The 15,118-nt window shown below is 68.5% G+C and carries 12 protein-coding genes; 3 read left to right on the forward strand and 9 right to left on the reverse strand.

Going from position 1 to position 15,118, the window contains the following annotated elements; all coding sequences use genetic code 11:
• Positions 1-22 precede the first annotated feature (22 nt).
• From AAH979_RS34585 to AAH979_RS34600, 4 genes are read right to left on the reverse strand one after another with little or no spacing between them, the layout of a single operon-like run.
• Positions 23-1,573, reverse strand: coding sequence for an ABC transporter substrate-binding protein (locus AAH979_RS34585; protein WP_346262337.1), 1,551 nt, complete (start codon positions 1,571-1,573; stop codon positions 23-25).
• Between the two features lie 33 nt (positions 1,574-1,606).
• Positions 1,607-2,554 carry an ABC transporter permease gene (locus AAH979_RS34590; RefSeq protein WP_346262338.1) on the reverse strand — a complete coding sequence of 316 codons (948 nt, stop codon included), beginning with the start codon at positions 2,552-2,554 and terminating at the stop codon, positions 1,607-1,609.
• Positions 2,555-3,463 carry an ABC transporter permease gene (locus AAH979_RS34595; protein ID WP_346262339.1) on the reverse strand — a complete coding sequence of 303 codons (909 nt, stop codon included), beginning with the start codon at positions 3,461-3,463 and terminating at the stop codon, positions 2,555-2,557.
• The gene (locus tag AAH979_RS34600) at positions 3,460-5,613 is read right to left on the reverse strand and encodes an ABC transporter ATP-binding protein (RefSeq protein WP_346262340.1); all 2,154 of its coding nucleotides are present in this window, start codon (positions 5,611-5,613) and stop codon (positions 3,460-3,462) included. Before AAH979_RS34600 ends, AAH979_RS34595 begins: the two co-directional genes overlap by 4 nt.
• Positions 5,614-5,756: 143 nt before the next feature.
• Here AAH979_RS34600 and AAH979_RS34605 point away from each other — a divergent pair, with 143 nt between their 5' ends.
• From AAH979_RS34605 to AAH979_RS34615, 3 genes are all read left to right on the forward strand, one after another.
• Positions 5,757-6,539 (forward strand): FadR/GntR family transcriptional regulator, encoded by a 783-nt coding sequence (locus tag AAH979_RS34605; protein WP_346262341.1) that lies wholly within the window; start codon positions 5,757-5,759, stop codon positions 6,537-6,539.
• A 2-nt stretch (positions 6,540-6,541) separates the two neighbouring features.
• Positions 6,542-9,025, forward strand: a complete 2,484-nt coding sequence (locus AAH979_RS34610; protein ID WP_346262342.1) for a sialidase family protein — start codon at positions 6,542-6,544, stop codon at positions 9,023-9,025.
• Between the two features lie 159 nt (positions 9,026-9,184).
• Positions 9,185-9,373, forward strand: a complete 189-nt coding sequence (locus AAH979_RS34615) for a hypothetical protein (protein WP_346262343.1) — start codon at positions 9,185-9,187, stop codon at positions 9,371-9,373.
• Positions 9,374-9,593: 220 nt separating this feature from the next.
• Here AAH979_RS34615 and AAH979_RS34620 read toward each other — a convergent pair whose 3' ends face one another.
• The 5 genes from AAH979_RS34620 to AAH979_RS34640 all read right to left on the reverse strand — a co-directional run bounded on the left by AAH979_RS34620 (position 9,594) and on the right by AAH979_RS34640 (position 15,080).
• Positions 9,594-10,742 carry a glycosyltransferase family 4 protein gene (locus tag AAH979_RS34620; RefSeq protein WP_346262344.1) on the reverse strand — a complete coding sequence of 383 codons (1,149 nt, stop codon included), beginning with the start codon at positions 10,740-10,742 and terminating at the stop codon, positions 9,594-9,596.
• A gap of 368 nt (positions 10,743-11,110) precedes the next feature.
• Positions 11,111-12,334 carry a glycosyltransferase family 4 protein gene (locus tag AAH979_RS34625; protein ID WP_346262345.1) on the reverse strand — a complete coding sequence of 408 codons (1,224 nt, stop codon included), beginning with the start codon at positions 12,332-12,334 and terminating at the stop codon, positions 11,111-11,113.
• On the reverse strand, positions 12,331-13,395 hold the full coding sequence (locus AAH979_RS34630) for an endonuclease/exonuclease/phosphatase family protein (protein ID WP_346262346.1): 1,065 nt from the start codon (positions 13,393-13,395) through the stop codon (positions 12,331-12,333). Before AAH979_RS34630 ends, AAH979_RS34625 begins: the two co-directional genes overlap by 4 nt.
• A complete protein-coding gene (locus AAH979_RS34635; RefSeq protein ID WP_346262347.1) occupies positions 13,392-14,093 on the reverse strand; it encodes a sulfotransferase family protein in 702 nt (233 codons plus the stop codon). Before AAH979_RS34635 ends, AAH979_RS34630 begins: the two co-directional genes overlap by 4 nt.
• Positions 14,094-14,096: 3 nt before the next feature.
• Positions 14,097-15,080: a lysylphosphatidylglycerol synthase domain-containing protein gene (locus tag AAH979_RS34640; RefSeq protein ID WP_346262348.1), complete on the reverse strand. Its 984-nt coding sequence runs from the start codon at positions 15,078-15,080 to the stop codon at positions 14,097-14,099.
• Between the last annotated feature and the right edge of the window lie 38 nt (positions 15,081-15,118).

Here is a 15,118-nt window from a genome sequence, read left to right on the forward strand (position 1 = left end):
TTCGATTGGCCGGTGGGGCAGGTCAGGCCCTCGTGTTGACGAGGGTGACGAAGTCGCGAGGATCGGTGGCCAGGCCGGTGACTCGCTTGTGCAGCGCGAACAGCGACGGCTGGGTGGAGATCCCGATCGCCCAGGACTCGTCGGCCAGTACCTTGTTCAGCGCCGCGTACGCGGCCTTCTGGTCCGCCGGCGTGATCGCGGAGCCGGCCGCGGCCACCGCGTCGACGTACGCGGGTGGCACCCTGTCGCGGAACGTCGTGTTCTCCTTGCCCGGCAGCATCTGCCGGCCTCGGGCGATCAGCGACGGGCTTTGCAGGTTGTTTGGCTGGTTGGCGACCGTGCACTGCAGTTTGCTGGCGAACAACGCCTCGAGGTACGCGGCCTCCTCCTGCGGGGCGATCTCCAACTCGAACCCGATCTTCTTCAGGTCCGCCTGGATGATCTGAAGCGCCTCCACCGCGACGGTCCCCGAAGCGACCCCCGCGACCGCCTTGCGCGCGCCACCGGACTGCGCCAGCATCGCGGCCGCGGCGTCCAGGTCGAACCCGTGCGAGTCAAGGTAGGCCCGGTCGAACGCGGGCGACGGCGGCATGAACGCCGTGTAGATGGGGTCGCCGATGCCGAAGTTGACCTGCTTGATGATCCGCTCGCGGTCGATGGCCCGCGCCAATGCCTGCCGCAGCAGCTTGTTGTCGAAGGGCGGGATGGTGGCGTTCATGAAGAACAGGGTCATCCGGCCGCTACCCTCCACCAGGGTGAACCGACCCTTGAGCCGCTCGGAGTGCCGGAACCCGATGTATGCGGCGCCGTCGACGGACCCCGACTCGAGCGCGGCCACCAACGCGTCCTCGTCGGTGAAGAACCGGTACTCGACCTCGTCGAGGTACGGCTTGCCCGCATCGTAGAAGTCGGGGTTCTTCGTCAGCTTCAGGCGCTGGTTGCGCTGGAACTCCCCGAGCCGGAACGCCCCGGAGCCGGCCGGCTCGTGTTCCAGCTGGGTCGGGGTGTTCTTGTCCGCCGGAATCAGCGGGAACGCGAACATCCAGTCGATGACGAGCGACTCCGGGGTGGGCGCCTTGAAGGTGACGCGTACGGTGCGGTCGTCGACCGCGGTGGCCGTGGCGATGAACGCGGACGGCTGCGCGAGGGTGAATGCGGTGTCGGGGTTCTGCGCCCGCTTGATGCCGGCGACGACATCCGCTGCGCTGACCGCCGCACCGGAGTGGTACTTCGCCTCCCGCAGGGTGACGGTGACCGACGCGTGGTCGGCGGCGAACTCCCACTTCTCGGCGCCGGCGGGAATGGCCTGGTACGTGCCGTCGGTCGGGTAGTCGACCAGGTACGTGTAGAAGGCATGGATATGGATGTCGGTGTTGGTCAGGTACGGGTCGAACTGCATGATCTTCGTCGTACCGAGCGTGAGCTTGCCGGTGCCGGCACCGGTGCTCCCGTTGTCGCCGGAACCGCAGGCGCTCAGCAGCGGCGCGGTGGCGAGCGCGCCGGTGGCCGCCAGGCCGGTCCGTAGCAGCGCGCGGCGGGAAACGAGGCGGGACTGTCGCGGAGAAATGCCCATGGGGATGCCCTCTGAAGTGGGGTGGGGTGGATGTCAGGTGAGTCGGATACGCGGATCGAGGACGCCGTAGGCCACGTCCACCAGGAGATTCAGCAGCAGGAACGTGGCGACGACGAACAGCACCCCGCCCTGGACCAGGGCGTAGTCGCGTTCCCCGATAGCGGTGTAGAGCAGCCGCCCGAGTCCGGGGTAGTTGAAGACGGCCTCGATGACGACGGTGCCGCCGAGAAAGCTGCCGAGTTGGAGCCCGACGACGGTGACGGTCGGCAGTGCGGCGTTCCGCACGGCGTGCCGGCGGATCACGTCCCGTTCCGGCACGCCCTTGGCACGGGCGGTACGGATGTAGTCCTTGCCCATCACCTCGCCCAGCGAGTTCGCGAGGAACCGGGCGGTGACGCTGGAGGTATGCACGGCGATGGCGGCCGCCGGCAGGATGGTGCTGCGCAGCGCGGCACCGGGGTCCTGCCACAGCGGCACGAAATCGCTGGAGGCGGGCAGCCATCGCAACTGCACGGCGAGCACGATGATGAGCAGCAGACCGAGCCAGAACGCCGGCACCGCCAGGCCCACCGTGAGGTAGCCCTGGAGGACCCGGCCGACGACCGAGTACGGCCGCAGCGCCACCACGATGCCGACCGGCACCGCGATGAGCAGCGTGAGCACCAGCGTGAAACCGGCCAGCTGCACCGTCGCCGGGATCCGGTCCATCAGCTCGGTGAGCACCGGCTGGCCCGAGTAGTACGACGTGCCGAGGTCACCGGTGAGCGCGTGGCCGAGCCAGACCCCGTACTGCGCCAGGAAGGGCTGGTCCAACCCCATCCGGGCGCGGATCGCGGCCAACTCGGCATCACTCGCGTCCGGGCCGATCAACACCGTCGCCGGGTCGCCGGGCAGCAGGAACACGAAGGCCCACACCGCGACCGAGCCGAGCAGCAGCACCACCGCGAACTGCATCAGCCGACGAACCAGGTAGCCGTACATCTACACCGCTCCTCTGCCGATCCCGCGCTCCGCCGCGCGAGGCCCGCCGCCACCGACCGCACGTTGCAGGCCACGCCCGATCCGTTCCAGGAAGAACACGGTGGCGGCCAGGCAGATCCCCGGGAACAGTCCATAGGTCGGGCTCTGGTACAGGTACGAACGGGCGTCCTGGAGCATGCCGCCCCACGACGGCGCCGGCGGTGGGGTACCGAGCCCGAGGAAGCTCAGCCCCGCCTCGATCACGATCGCCATCGACGCGGTGATGACGAACTGAACCACGACCGGACCGAGCACGTTCGGCAGTACCGTGCGGGTCATCGTGTCCGGCGTGCTCGCGCCCATCCCACGGGCCGCCAGCACGAAGTCGCGCTCGCGCACCTCCAGGGTCGCCACCCGGGTCAGCCGGGCGAACTCCGGTATCGCGCCGATCCCGATCGCCAGGATCAGGTTGAGCCGGCCCGGCCCCAGCACCGCGATGATGACCAGCGCGAGCAGGACCCCGGGCACCGCCAGCAGCAGGTCGACCACCCGCATCGCGACCGCGTCGGCCCACCGCCCCAGGTACCCGGCGACAAGCCCCAGCGGGACCCCGACGCCCGCGCCGACCGCGGCGGCACCGGCCGCGACGAGCAGTGAGGCGCGAGCACCGTAGATCATCCGGGAGACGATGTCCCGGCCGAGCTGATCGGTGCCGAGCAGGTGCGTCCCGGACGGGCCGAGCAACGGCTCGCCGCCCTGCGCGGCCGGGTCGAACGGCGCGACGATCGGCGCGAGCAGCGCCATCACCGTGAGCGTGGCCAACCCGACCGCACCGACGACGGCGGACCGGGACCGGGCGAACCGGCGCGCCGCCGCCAGCCGGCGCCGTTGCGGCGCGACCATGGAAGCCTCGGCGGCTGGCGCGCTCATGCGCTCACCTGCGGTACGAGATCGGGAACCTCGTCGGCGTAGTGGCAGGCCGTGTGTCCACCGGCGACGGGACGGAGCAACGGTTCCTCCTCGGCGCAACGGGCCGCCGCGATCGGGCACCGGGTCCGGAAGCGGCACCCCGACGGCGGGCTCACCGGACTGGGGACGTCACCGCCCAACGGCACCCGGCGCCGGGTCTCGCGACCGACCGGATCAGGTACCGGCACCGACGCCAGCAGCGAACGGGTGTACGGGTGGCGCGGGTCGTCGTACACCCGGGTCACCGACCCGGACTCGACGACCTTCCCGAGGTACATGACCGCGACCTGGTCGGCGACCTGGCGGATGACCGAAAGATCGTGGCTGACGAACAGGTACGCCATCCCGGACTCCCGCTGCAGGTCCGCCAGCAGGTTCAGCACCTGCGCCTGCACCGACACGTCCAGGGCTGACACCGGCTCGTCGAGGATCAGCAGCCGGGGGCGAGATGCCAGGGCGCGCGCGATCGCCACCCGCTGCCGCTGGCCGCCGGAGAACTCCGCCGGGAACCGGTCGACGTGCTCCGGCCGCAGGCCCACGCGGCTGAACAGCTCGCGTACGTCTTCCCGGCGCCGCGCGCGGGGCAGGCGCTGTAGCCGCAGCGGCTCGGCAACGTTGTCACCGACGGTCAGGCGCGGGTTCAGCGACGCGTACGGATCCTGGAAGACCATTTGCGCGCGCCGCCGGATCCGCCGCAGACCGGCCCGGCCCGCCCGCCCGACGTCGTCGCCCTCCACGAGGACCTGCCCACCGGTCGGATCCACCAGCCGCAGGACGAGCCGCGCGAGAGTTGTCTTGCCACAGCCGGACTCGCCGACCAGGCCAAGCGTTCCCCCGGCCGGGATGCGCAGCGAAACCCCGTCGACCGCGTGCACCCAGGCGGTCGCCCGCGCGAAGACCCCGGATCGCACCGGGAACCAGCTCACCGCGTCCCGGACCTCCAGGACCGGCACCGCCGACTCCGGTGCTGCCTCGCCGGCACCGACCGGCTGCGCCACGTCGCTGCTCAGTGCCGGCGCGCCGTCTCCCGTGCCGGGCCGCGCCGCCGCCTCGTCCGGGAAGTGGCAGGCGCTCGCGCCGGTACCGGCATCGTCGGCCCGCAACTCCGGCCGGGTCTGTACGCAGACACTGCGGCCGCGAGTAGTCGGGCAGCGCGGCGCGAACGCACACCCCGGCGGTATCTCGGTGAGGTCGGGCGGCTGTCCCGGGATCGGAAGCAGCCGTTCCGCCGTGCTGTCGAGCCGGGGCAGCGCGCGCATCAGGGCGGCGGTGTAGGGGTGTCGCGGCCGAGTGAAGATCGATGTGACCTCGCCGGTCTCCACGATCCGACCGCCGTAGGTCACGGCGACCCGGTCGGCGGTCTCGGCGACCACTCCGAGGTCGTGGGTGATCAGTACGACGCCGGCGCCGGTCTCCTCCCGCGCCAGCCGGAGTACATCGAGGATCTGCGCCTGGACGCTCACGTCCAGCGCCGTGGTGGGCTCGTCCGCGATCAGGACCGTCGGGCGGTTGGCGATCGCCATGGCGATCATCACCCGCTGGCACATCCCCCCGGAGAACTGGTGGGGGTATTGGTCGTAGCGGGTCCGCGGATGAGGCACGCCCACCATCTCGAGCAGTTCCACGACGCGCTCCCGCGCCGCGTTGGCCGGCAGGGCCCGGTCATGCACCCGCAGCGCCTCGGCGATCTGGTCGCCGACCCGCTGGACCGGGTTGAGGGCGGAGATGGCGTCCTGGAAGATCATCGCCACGTCACGTCCGAGCCGCCGCCGGAGCGCCGCCTCCGGCAGGCTCAGCAGATCCACCCCGGCGAGCATCACCTCGCCGGAGACCCGCCGCAGGTTCGGCGTCTGGAGCAGGCCCAGCGCGGCGAGCACCGAGACGCTCTTGCCCGAACCGGTCTCCCCCACCACGCTGAGCGTCTCGCCGCCGTAGACGTCGTAGCTCATCCCGTCGACCGCGCGCACCACACCCGCCGGCGTCGAGAACTCGACGACCAGGTTGCGCACGCTCAGCACCGGCTGGCCGGCACCGCGATCCGGCACGACGGGCGTGGTGCCGCTGTGGGCGATCACGTCTCGGACCACGCCATCCAGGGCTCCACCTGACACCGACGACCTCCTCGCACCGGGGATGCCAGCACGTTGCTGCAAGATGTCCTACAGATTTCGTTACCGTAGGCGGCACCCGATCATGGTGTCAAGGGTGGCAAGATATCCTACAAGTTGACGCGAACGGGAGGTCGATCGAAAGCGTGGCAACTCGGCAGAACGACGTGCAGCCGGAGTTCCGGCGGCTTGGCAACACCCCTCCGCTGCACCAGGTCGTGCAGCAGGAGATCAGGAACTACATCCTCAAACAGCGGCTGCGCCCCGGTGACCCGCTCAAGCCCGAGTCCGAGCTTGCCCGGCTGTTCGGGGTCAGTCGCAACTCGGTCCGCGAGGCGGTCAAGGCACTGGAGTCCACCGGTGTACTGGAGACGCGACGCGGCAGCGGCGTCTACGTATGCGACTTCTCCTTCACTCCGCTGCTCGAGCACCTCCCCTACGGCCTCATGCAGGACTATCGGGCCCTGCGGGAGTTGGTCGCGTTGCGGAAGACCCTCGAGGCCAACCTGGTCGCCGACGCGATGCGGGCCATGTCGCCCACGAGCGTCGCCGCGCTGCGGGAAAACCTGGAGACGATGCGCAGGCTCGCCGAACAGGGGGAGGGCTTCGCCGAGCAGGACCGCCAGTTCCACCAGTTGCTGTTCCGCGATCTCGGCAACGGGATGCTGCTGAGGCTGTTCGACCAGTTCTGGCTCGCCTTCCACGCCGCGGCGCCACCGTCACGCGGTCGCACGCCGATGGATGCCTACCACGGTCACGCCGCCATCTTCGACGCGATCCTCAGCGGCGACCCGGACCAGGCGCGTACGGCGATCCAGGACCACTACATCGGCATCGAGTCCAAACTCACCGAGGACCCGCCGGCGAAGACGCCGCCGCCCACAGAGACACCCACGGAATCAGGTTCCGCCCCGACGTTGGAGGTTTGACCGTGAGATCCCGCGCGCTGTGGAGCAGACTGTCCGTACTGCTGCTGATGGCCGGCACGTTGCTGGTGGTTGCGCCGCCGGCATCGTCCGATGCGGCGATCCCCAACCCGACGGTGCTGTTCACCCGGGGCATGGGGGGCTACGACTGCATCCGGGGTGCCAAGCTGGTGCCCGCCCGTGACGGCACTCTGATCGCCATCGGCAGTGCGAAGTACCGGAACGAAACAGGCGAGTGCCCGGACCTGACCCACACCGACATCGTGATGCGGCGGCGGGCCCTGGACGGCACCTGGGGTCCGCTGGTGAAGATCCGCTCCAACCCCAAGGGCGACGGCAGGATGCTCTCCGCGACTCCCGTCGTCGACCAGCGCACCGGCAACATCATGCTGTTCGTCCGCGACGGTTCGGACACCGATTTCGGCGAGTCCGTGTCGTACGTGCTGACCAGCGACGACAACGGCCAGACATGGCCGGAGACCGCCAGGTACCCGTGGGTGACCCGACCCGGCCCCAGCCACGGCATCCAACTGGAGCACGGACCACATGCCGGGCGGCTGGTCGTCGCCATGTGGCTCGACACGACACCGCAGAAGACCCAGTTGATCTACAGCGATGACGGCGGCGTGAGCTGGACTCGTGGCGCCACGTCCACCGGGGAGTGGTCGGGCGAACCGAGCATCTTCGAGCGCAACGACGGCGCCATCTACGTCATGGCGCGCAACCAGGGCGCCGAGGACCTGGGCGACACCAAGACCTTCGGCATCAGCGCCGACGGCGGCGAGACGTTCACCGGCCCGTTCCAGGTCGTCGACAACCTGGTGGCGCCGAAGGTGTACGGCACCGTACTGCGCCTGCGGTCCACCTTGGACGGTGACAAGTACAACCGCGTGCTGTTCTCCTCCCCCGCCGAATACCGGGAACGGGCCGGGAGCAACACGAAGGACCGCCATCGGATGGTGATCCGGTCGAGCTACACCGAGGGCCGCACATGGCAGGGCGTCAACGACTCCGACAGCCAGACGATCCACACCGGTCCCGCCAGCTATACCAGCATGGCGGAGCTGCCCGACGGCAGGATCGCCCTGGCCTTCGAAGCGGGCGACGAGGGACAGGTGTCCCACCACGAGGTCCGGTTCACTACGTTCACCGAAGCGGACCTCGGCCTGCCGGACGACTACTCGGGCGGCACCAGCACCCCGGACACGTCCGGGCTGGGCAACACTGCCCGCATCCGGGGCACGACCCACGGCGGCGACGGCCGGTTCGACGGGGGCGTGACCCTCGACGGTGTCGACGACCACGTGCAGGTCCCGTTCGCGGAGTCGCTCGCGGTCGACGACACCGACTTCACCACGATGGCATGGCTGAAGTACAACGCCACCACAGGCAACCACCCGATCTTCTGGGCGTACGGCGTCGGCGACGACCGCTCCCAGATGTGGCTGCGGGCCGAACCGGGGAGCAACCGCATCCAGGGCCGCGTCCAGAGTGGCGCCAACGGCGGCTCGGTCATGTCGAGCAGCGCGTACAACGACGGCGCGTGGCACCACATCGCGTTCCAGCGACAGGGCAGCACATTGCGGTTGTTCGTCGACGGCACGCTCACCGGCACCGCCACCGGTCCGACCAGCACGGTCAGCCCTGGCCGACCGTTCCAGATGGACATCGGACAGCGAATCGACGGTGCCCAGCACTTCGCCGGGTCACTGGATGAGGTTCGGCTCTACCAGAGGGCGCTCACCGAAGCCGAGATCGACCGCATCCACGCCAGCAACGCCGTCAACGTCCCCGGCGCACTGTTGCGGCTGCCGTTCCACCCGAACTTCAAGACCACCGACGACACCTCGGCCAACAACAACGACGGTTTCGTCCGGCAGGCGGTGCCCGGTCCCGGCAGGTTCGGCAACGCGATGACCTTCTACGGCGTCGAGGACCGGGTCCACATCCCGTACAGCAACGCGACAAACCTCGGATCATCCCAGTTCACCATCACCACCTGGGTCAAGTACTCCGGCGGCACCGCCAGGCAGACACTGTTGTGGGCCTACGGCGTCAACGAGTCGAACAGCCAGTTGTGGATCCGCGCCGACCCCGCCAACAACACGATCACCACATCCGCCAGAACCCCCACCGGCGTCGTCCGCATCGACACCGACAAGGCATACGCCGACAACGCCTGGCATTTCCTCGCCCTGCGCCGTACCGACAGCCAACTGATCCTCTCCATCGACGGGGAAAACGTCGGCACTGCACCAGCCCCAACGGGATCGCTCACCGCCGGCCACACAGACGGCGTTCAGGGCATCCACCTCGGCGAAAAGCTTGACGGCACCGACACGTTGACCGGTGCCCTCGACGAGTTGCACCTGTACAGCCGGGCGCTGTCGGACGCCGAACTCGACGCGATGCGCGCCGACAACACCACACCTACCAACGGACTAGCCCTGCACCTTCCGCTGAACGACACCAACGTCCCGGCACCCTGACCCGAGCCACGTCGCTCGGGAACCGCGAGCGCGTTTCGAGTGGATACGGTCGTACCTGCGCTGAACCTCTTTCAACCTGAACTGCGCGGCGCTCACACACCGCGTCGGACCTCGCCCTCCGACGGACCGCAAGGGGAGGTTGAGAGAGGTTCACTGGACGTGGAGGTACGACCGCCCTCGGTCGCCAGTCCTGACGAGCGGGCCGACCTGGCCGCCGAGCGATCCGAGGTCGGCACCCGAACGCACGAGCTGCTGGTGCGCTGGCTCGACGGCACCAAGCCGCTGGCACCCGAGGCCAACCGGCAACCGGAAGCTTCATGGTGGACTGGCCGGCCACGGCGATGGTGACGTCGGCGACGGGGTTGCCCTGACAGGTAACCGCTCCGGCGACCGTGCCGGTGCCGGGCGGGTTGGGCGCGAAGGGCACGCCCTGGCCGCTGGCCAGTGCCTGCTCGTTGAAGGCGTACTGGAAGCCGATGGTTCCCGGGCGACCCCCAGCTCAGCGCCAGTTGGCCACACCGTCCCCGTGGAAAGGGAACCCGGACCGCAGGGCAGGCAAGTGGATCCGTCACCGTACTGGGCGGGCGGCTCGATCCCGCACCAGTGTGAACAGCTTTTCGTGCTCGTCCAGGCTTCGCTCGGCCGCGAAGAGTTCCCGCGCCTCGCGGGCCTTGGCCTCCCGCCAGTCCGCCGGGGTGGCCGCCTGCTCCAGGATCGCCCGGTGCAACGCGTCCGGGTCGCGGAGCGGGACCATCGAGCCGAACTGCGTCACCTGGACGGGATACCGCCCGCCGGGCAGGTCGGTGGTCACCGACGGTACGCCACACATCATCGCCTCGGCCTGCACGATGCCGAACGACTCTGCGTTGGACGGCAGTGCGAACACGTCGATCGAGGCGTAGAAGTCATCGATCTCCTGGCCTCGTAGCTCGCCGAGCACCTTGACGCGGTTGTCCGCGCCGATCTCCGCCCTGATGTCCGCGAGGTTGTTGCCGCCCATCACGGTCTGGTAGTTGCCACCGATCAGCAGCCGGGCGTCGGGGTCGGCGATCCGGCGGAAGGCCCGGACGAGGTAGGGAATCCCTTTGTCCTCGACGATGCGGCCGAGGAAGCCGATGTGCAGCCCGCCGGTGCGGCGGTAACGCGGCTGGCCGCCACGGCGGTCGAGACATGGTGCGGCAATAGCGCGGAACTCCCGCCCCTTCATCAGCGGCCAGAACTTCGACGCATGGGCCTGGTCCTCGCTGTAGGCGACCACCGCCGCGGAACGGTGGATCGCGGCCCGGGTCGTCAGGTCAGACACGGCGACCGCGATCCGGCTCAGCCCGCCAGGAGGCAGGTACAGGTCGATGTGCAACATGCTCACAATCGGGGTGGGCCCGGCAAGTCTGGCCACCAGCGCGGCCTCGGCCATCGGCAGGTTTAGGTGGAGCAGGTCGGAGCGGCGGACGATCCGGGCCACCTCGAACGGGTACGCCGGGCTGATCTGCGTCCGGGAGATCCGGCCGAGCACCGGTGACCGGTAGACATCCACCCCATTGATGGTCTCCCGGCGCGGGGTGGACCGGTCGTGCTGGCTGGCCACCACCGCCACCCGCCAGCCACGCGCCGCCATCCCCTCGGCGACGGTACTAGCCGTATGGGTCAGGCCGCTCATGTACGGCAGGTAGTAGGTCAGCGCGACGGTGAGATCGTACCGTTGGTCGGAGTTGTTCATCGACAAGGCGTCCTTTCTCGACAGTCTGGGATCGACACGACGACGAGCTTCCCGCTGAGGTCCGAAAGGCTGCCCTGGGACACCGCGGGAACCGCCCGAAGGTGGATGGTCAGCCGGCTGCGGTCGACGCGCTGATCTCCCACGACCAGCACGTGTCCGGCCCGGTGGCTACCAGCTCGGGTACGACCCGCGCCGGGTGGGTGGCCTGACGGCCGCGGTTTCCGGACCTCACCGTGTTCGCCCAAGATCCGGTACATGGTCGACACCGAGGCCACTTCGTCCATCGACCGCTCTGCGCCCTACTGGCCATCCCCCTCTCAGCCACGTGGCCCCGAGCCCAGGATGTGGTTCGCGCGATTCTTCAGGGCTCACCGCCGGACCACCTCCGCGTACGCCTGCAGCGTGCGGGCGGCCGCCGTATCCCAGGAATGGCGGCCGAGGATGTACCGGCGGGCACGGTCACCCAGCCCTGGGTCGTCGTCGCTCAGCACCCGGAGCAGCGCGGCCGCCAGTTCGTCTGGATCAAGTGTCTCGGTCCGCACGCACGCCCCCTCGGCGCTACCGACCACGTTCGGGTCGAACCCGGGGCCGACCACCGCGCGGGCCCGCAGCGCCATTGCCTCCACGGCGGCGAACCCGAACGGCTCGTACGTCGACGGGAAGACGCAGGCGTCGGCCGCCACCACGTGGGCACGGAGCTCGTCGGTGTCCAGGTACCGCCCGAGTACGTGCACGCGCCCGGCCAGCCCTGCCTTCTCGACCCGCTCGCGCAGCCGCTGGTCGATGGAGGTGTCGTCGGGCCAGCCGGTGCCGGCCAGGATCAAGGTGACGTCGGCGCCGTCGGCGAGCATCCGACGGACCGCCTCGATCAGCTCGTTCACCCCCTTGTGTGCCCCGTACCGGCCGGCGAACATGATCATCCGTCGTTTGTCCGGGATCCCGTACAGCGCCCGGATCTTGTCCCTTACGGCGCCGCGTTCGATGTCGTCCGGGCATTCCATCCGCCATGCCTTCCCAGGGCCGTGTGAGACCACGGCGATGTCGTCACGGCCGGCCAGGTGGGGGATGCCAGCTACGGTGTGCGTCGACGGGACCATGATCAACCAAGCTCGACGACTCAGCGCCCGGTTCAGGGTCCGTCCGAGCGCGGCGACCAGGCCCCGGCCCCGATCCCGGAGAAAGATCTCGGCTGAGTGCACGTGATAACAGACGGGCATCCGAAACAGGACGGCACAGATCAGCCCGGCTGGCGCACACATCCAGTCGTGCACCGCGACCAGGTCGACCTTCTCCCGGGCGTGCAGCCGGCGGGCGTACCAGACCCCGACCATGTTCAGCCGGGCGACCGCGGCCATCATCCCGATTCGGGACCGCGGCAGTGAGGTCCGGGCCCATGGCGGCGTGACCAACACCCGGCGGATGGTCGCCTCGTGGTACTGGAACACGCGCTTCAGGCGGTGGTGCCGGGACGCACCTACCAGATGGACCTCGGCATCCTGGGAGGCCAGGGCACCGAGCAGCCCCTCTATGTAGGTACCGATCCCGCCAAATGGATCGGGCGGCGCGCCGGTGGAGACGATGACGATCCTCACGTCACCCTGCCTTTCTGATCATCCGGAACGACCACCCGGAACACCTGGGCCGCATGGTCGGAGAAGGCCTCACCGCCGCTGCCGAGCCGATAGTCGAACGCGGTCAGGTCTCCGGTCGTGAACAGCCAGTCGAGCCGCCACAGCCGAGGCAGTGGATAGTCGGAGGCGGGCCACGTGCCGGGCGGCGCGAGAGACCCCGTGGGGACATGCACCCGGATATCGGCGCCGGGCGGGGACAACTCCATCCAGGGCGAGTTGAAATCACCGGCCAACACGGCCGCGTGGGGGTTTCCAGCCAGATCGGCGCGCAGCTTGCGTAGCTCGCGGAGCCGCCAGACGCCCTGCTCCTTGAGTGCCCGATAGAAGCCGCCGCTCAAGGGGTTGCCGTTGATCCGGAAGGGCACCGGGAGGTGCACATTGTAGAAGGAGACTAAGCGCCCCCCGACTTGGATGTCGGTACGTTGCGCCTTGGTCCCCTTTCTGAACCATTCCATGCCCGTACCGGGAACTGGATGGTGGTACGCCGCGACGATGGGCAATCGGGACAGCGTTACCAACTCGCCCTCGACCGACATCTGGTAGCCAGGGAACTCCGTGCGGAGCCGGGCCGAGTCGTCGATACGGACCGGCTCCCCCCGCCGATACACGTATTCCTGCAAGAGATAGATATCGGCGTCCTGCTGGCGCAGGAAGGCGTAGAAGGCGTCCTCGTCGTTCACCATCTCCCAGTAGTCCGTGTTCCAGGCGAAGACCTTGACCGTCCTACCTCCGGGGCCGCCGGTAGCGGTGTCCGCACACGCCGGGCCATAGCCTGCCAACTGAGTCCCGGAAAGCAGCACAAGAACCAGGACCACGGAAAGCCGACAGCGCATCTGCCGCGCGAACGGCACCAGCGTGAGAAAGAGCAGTGGCACCGTCACCACGGCAAGCGGTGGGGTGGCCTCGAAGATGAACCATGGCCACCAGCGGCCGACGAGCAGAACATGTAAGAGGAGGAACGTGATCCATGCCGCGGTGGCCGCGACGAGGAGCCGTGTTCCCCTGCCCCAGAGGCCGGTCACCGTGTCCGGGTCAGGAACCGCAACAGTGCCTCTCTTCCGAAGCCACGGCCACGGCCGCTGGCGATCTCCACTGTGGTGCTCTTCAGCGGGAACGGCTCCGCCGGCACCGGGACACCGAGAAACTCGCACAGTGGTCCCCATTCATCACGGATATCATAAATGAGCAGGCGACCAGCGGGGACAGTCTCGATGACCTGATCCGTGTGTGCCTGAAATTGCTCGACGGCGCGCTCTGGTTTCCCTTCGGCCACCAGTTTCAGGGCCTGGCCTTCGAGCGTACGCTGAAACAGCTCAATCAGTGGGGCAAGGTCCGTACCGAGCGTCGACGACACTCGTATGGCACCCCTGCCGTACCACGTGTTTATGTGCCGTCGCCGCTTGAGCAGTGTCCTTTGGATACTGCTTATCCATTGCTCCGGGTCGCGTACCGTGTGGACGACTTTCACCTCCGGGCAATACTCGACAAGTCGCCGCCAGCAGGGCGTGACCGGCTCGCACACGATTGATCTATAACCAGCGAATATCTCCTCCCAGTTCGACGCCCTGCCTTCAACGGCTCCGAGCAATGGCCGGATCAGCCGGGGATTCCTGAATACCTCCCCGGCCTCAAGACACGGCCCGAAGCCGAGTTGCACCAGCGCGGCAGTGAGGGATGTCGTCCCCGTCCGGCCGTACCCGGTACCTATGACGTGCATCATTGCCTACTCCCTGGTAAGCGATTGGGCAGGTGACGCGTGAGCTGCCTCTCGTCTGGCTGTCACGAAGCGGGTCCCGGCCAGCACTCCCAGCACTCCGAGGGTCGCGATCACATGCCCCAAAGTGGTGACGAACCGGCTCAGCAGCAGCAGTACGATGAGGTCCGGGCCACTGACCAGAGCGCCGAGCGTGAGGCCGAGCACGACCTCACGCACGCCGAGGCCGGCAGGTGCCTGCGACAGCGCTCCGGCGATCGCGCTGAGGACGAAACCGCCTATGCCAAGTGTCATCGCGGATGCGGGAGGTGCGCCGAGGGCGACCGCGACGATCACCGCGTGCGTACCGTTGCAGCACCACCCGAGGACGTTGAGTGCGACCACCCCCAGAGTGGTCCTACCGCTGGGCAGCACGATCTCGTGTCCACCACGTCGCAAGATGCGTTGTCCGAGGCCGAGCAGTCTGGTGAGCAGGCGTGGCACCAGGATGACCGCACCGGCGGCGGAGAGCACGACCGGCACCGACAGCCACCACATCGGATCGTCCGTCGCCAGGTGCGGAACCGCCACCAAGCCGACGATGCCCCCGCTGAGCATGGTCATAACGAGCGTGATCAGACCAGCCGCCATGAGCCGGGACGCTGGCGCTCCGACCCTCCTCGCGAGCGCGGCCTGCACGATCGGGGGCCAGATCCCGCCGGGAAGATAGACCGTCACTCCAGACAGGAAGTACACCCAGGCCGCATCAGAAATCGTGAGTCGTACACCGGTGCCGGCTACCAGCAGTCTCCACCCGAAGAATCCTGGAGCGGTTCCCACCACGGTGAATCCGACCGAGAGACCGACGGCGCTCCAGCCCACAGAACTCAGACTGTCGCCGAGCCCATCTCGTACACGCCAGATCTGCCAAAACAGAAATGCGACGATGATCGAGTAGACGATGGTTCGGAGAACCTTGAGCAGACACCGACGGCCGTTCGGTGAATTCGTCACTGCCGCACCAGCGTCCCCGGCAGCCGGGCACCGATCGC

The organism is Plantactinospora sp. ZYX-F-223 (genome assembly GCF_039649625.1).
Taxonomy (GTDB): Bacteria; Actinomycetota; Actinomycetes; order Mycobacteriales; family Micromonosporaceae; genus Plantactinospora.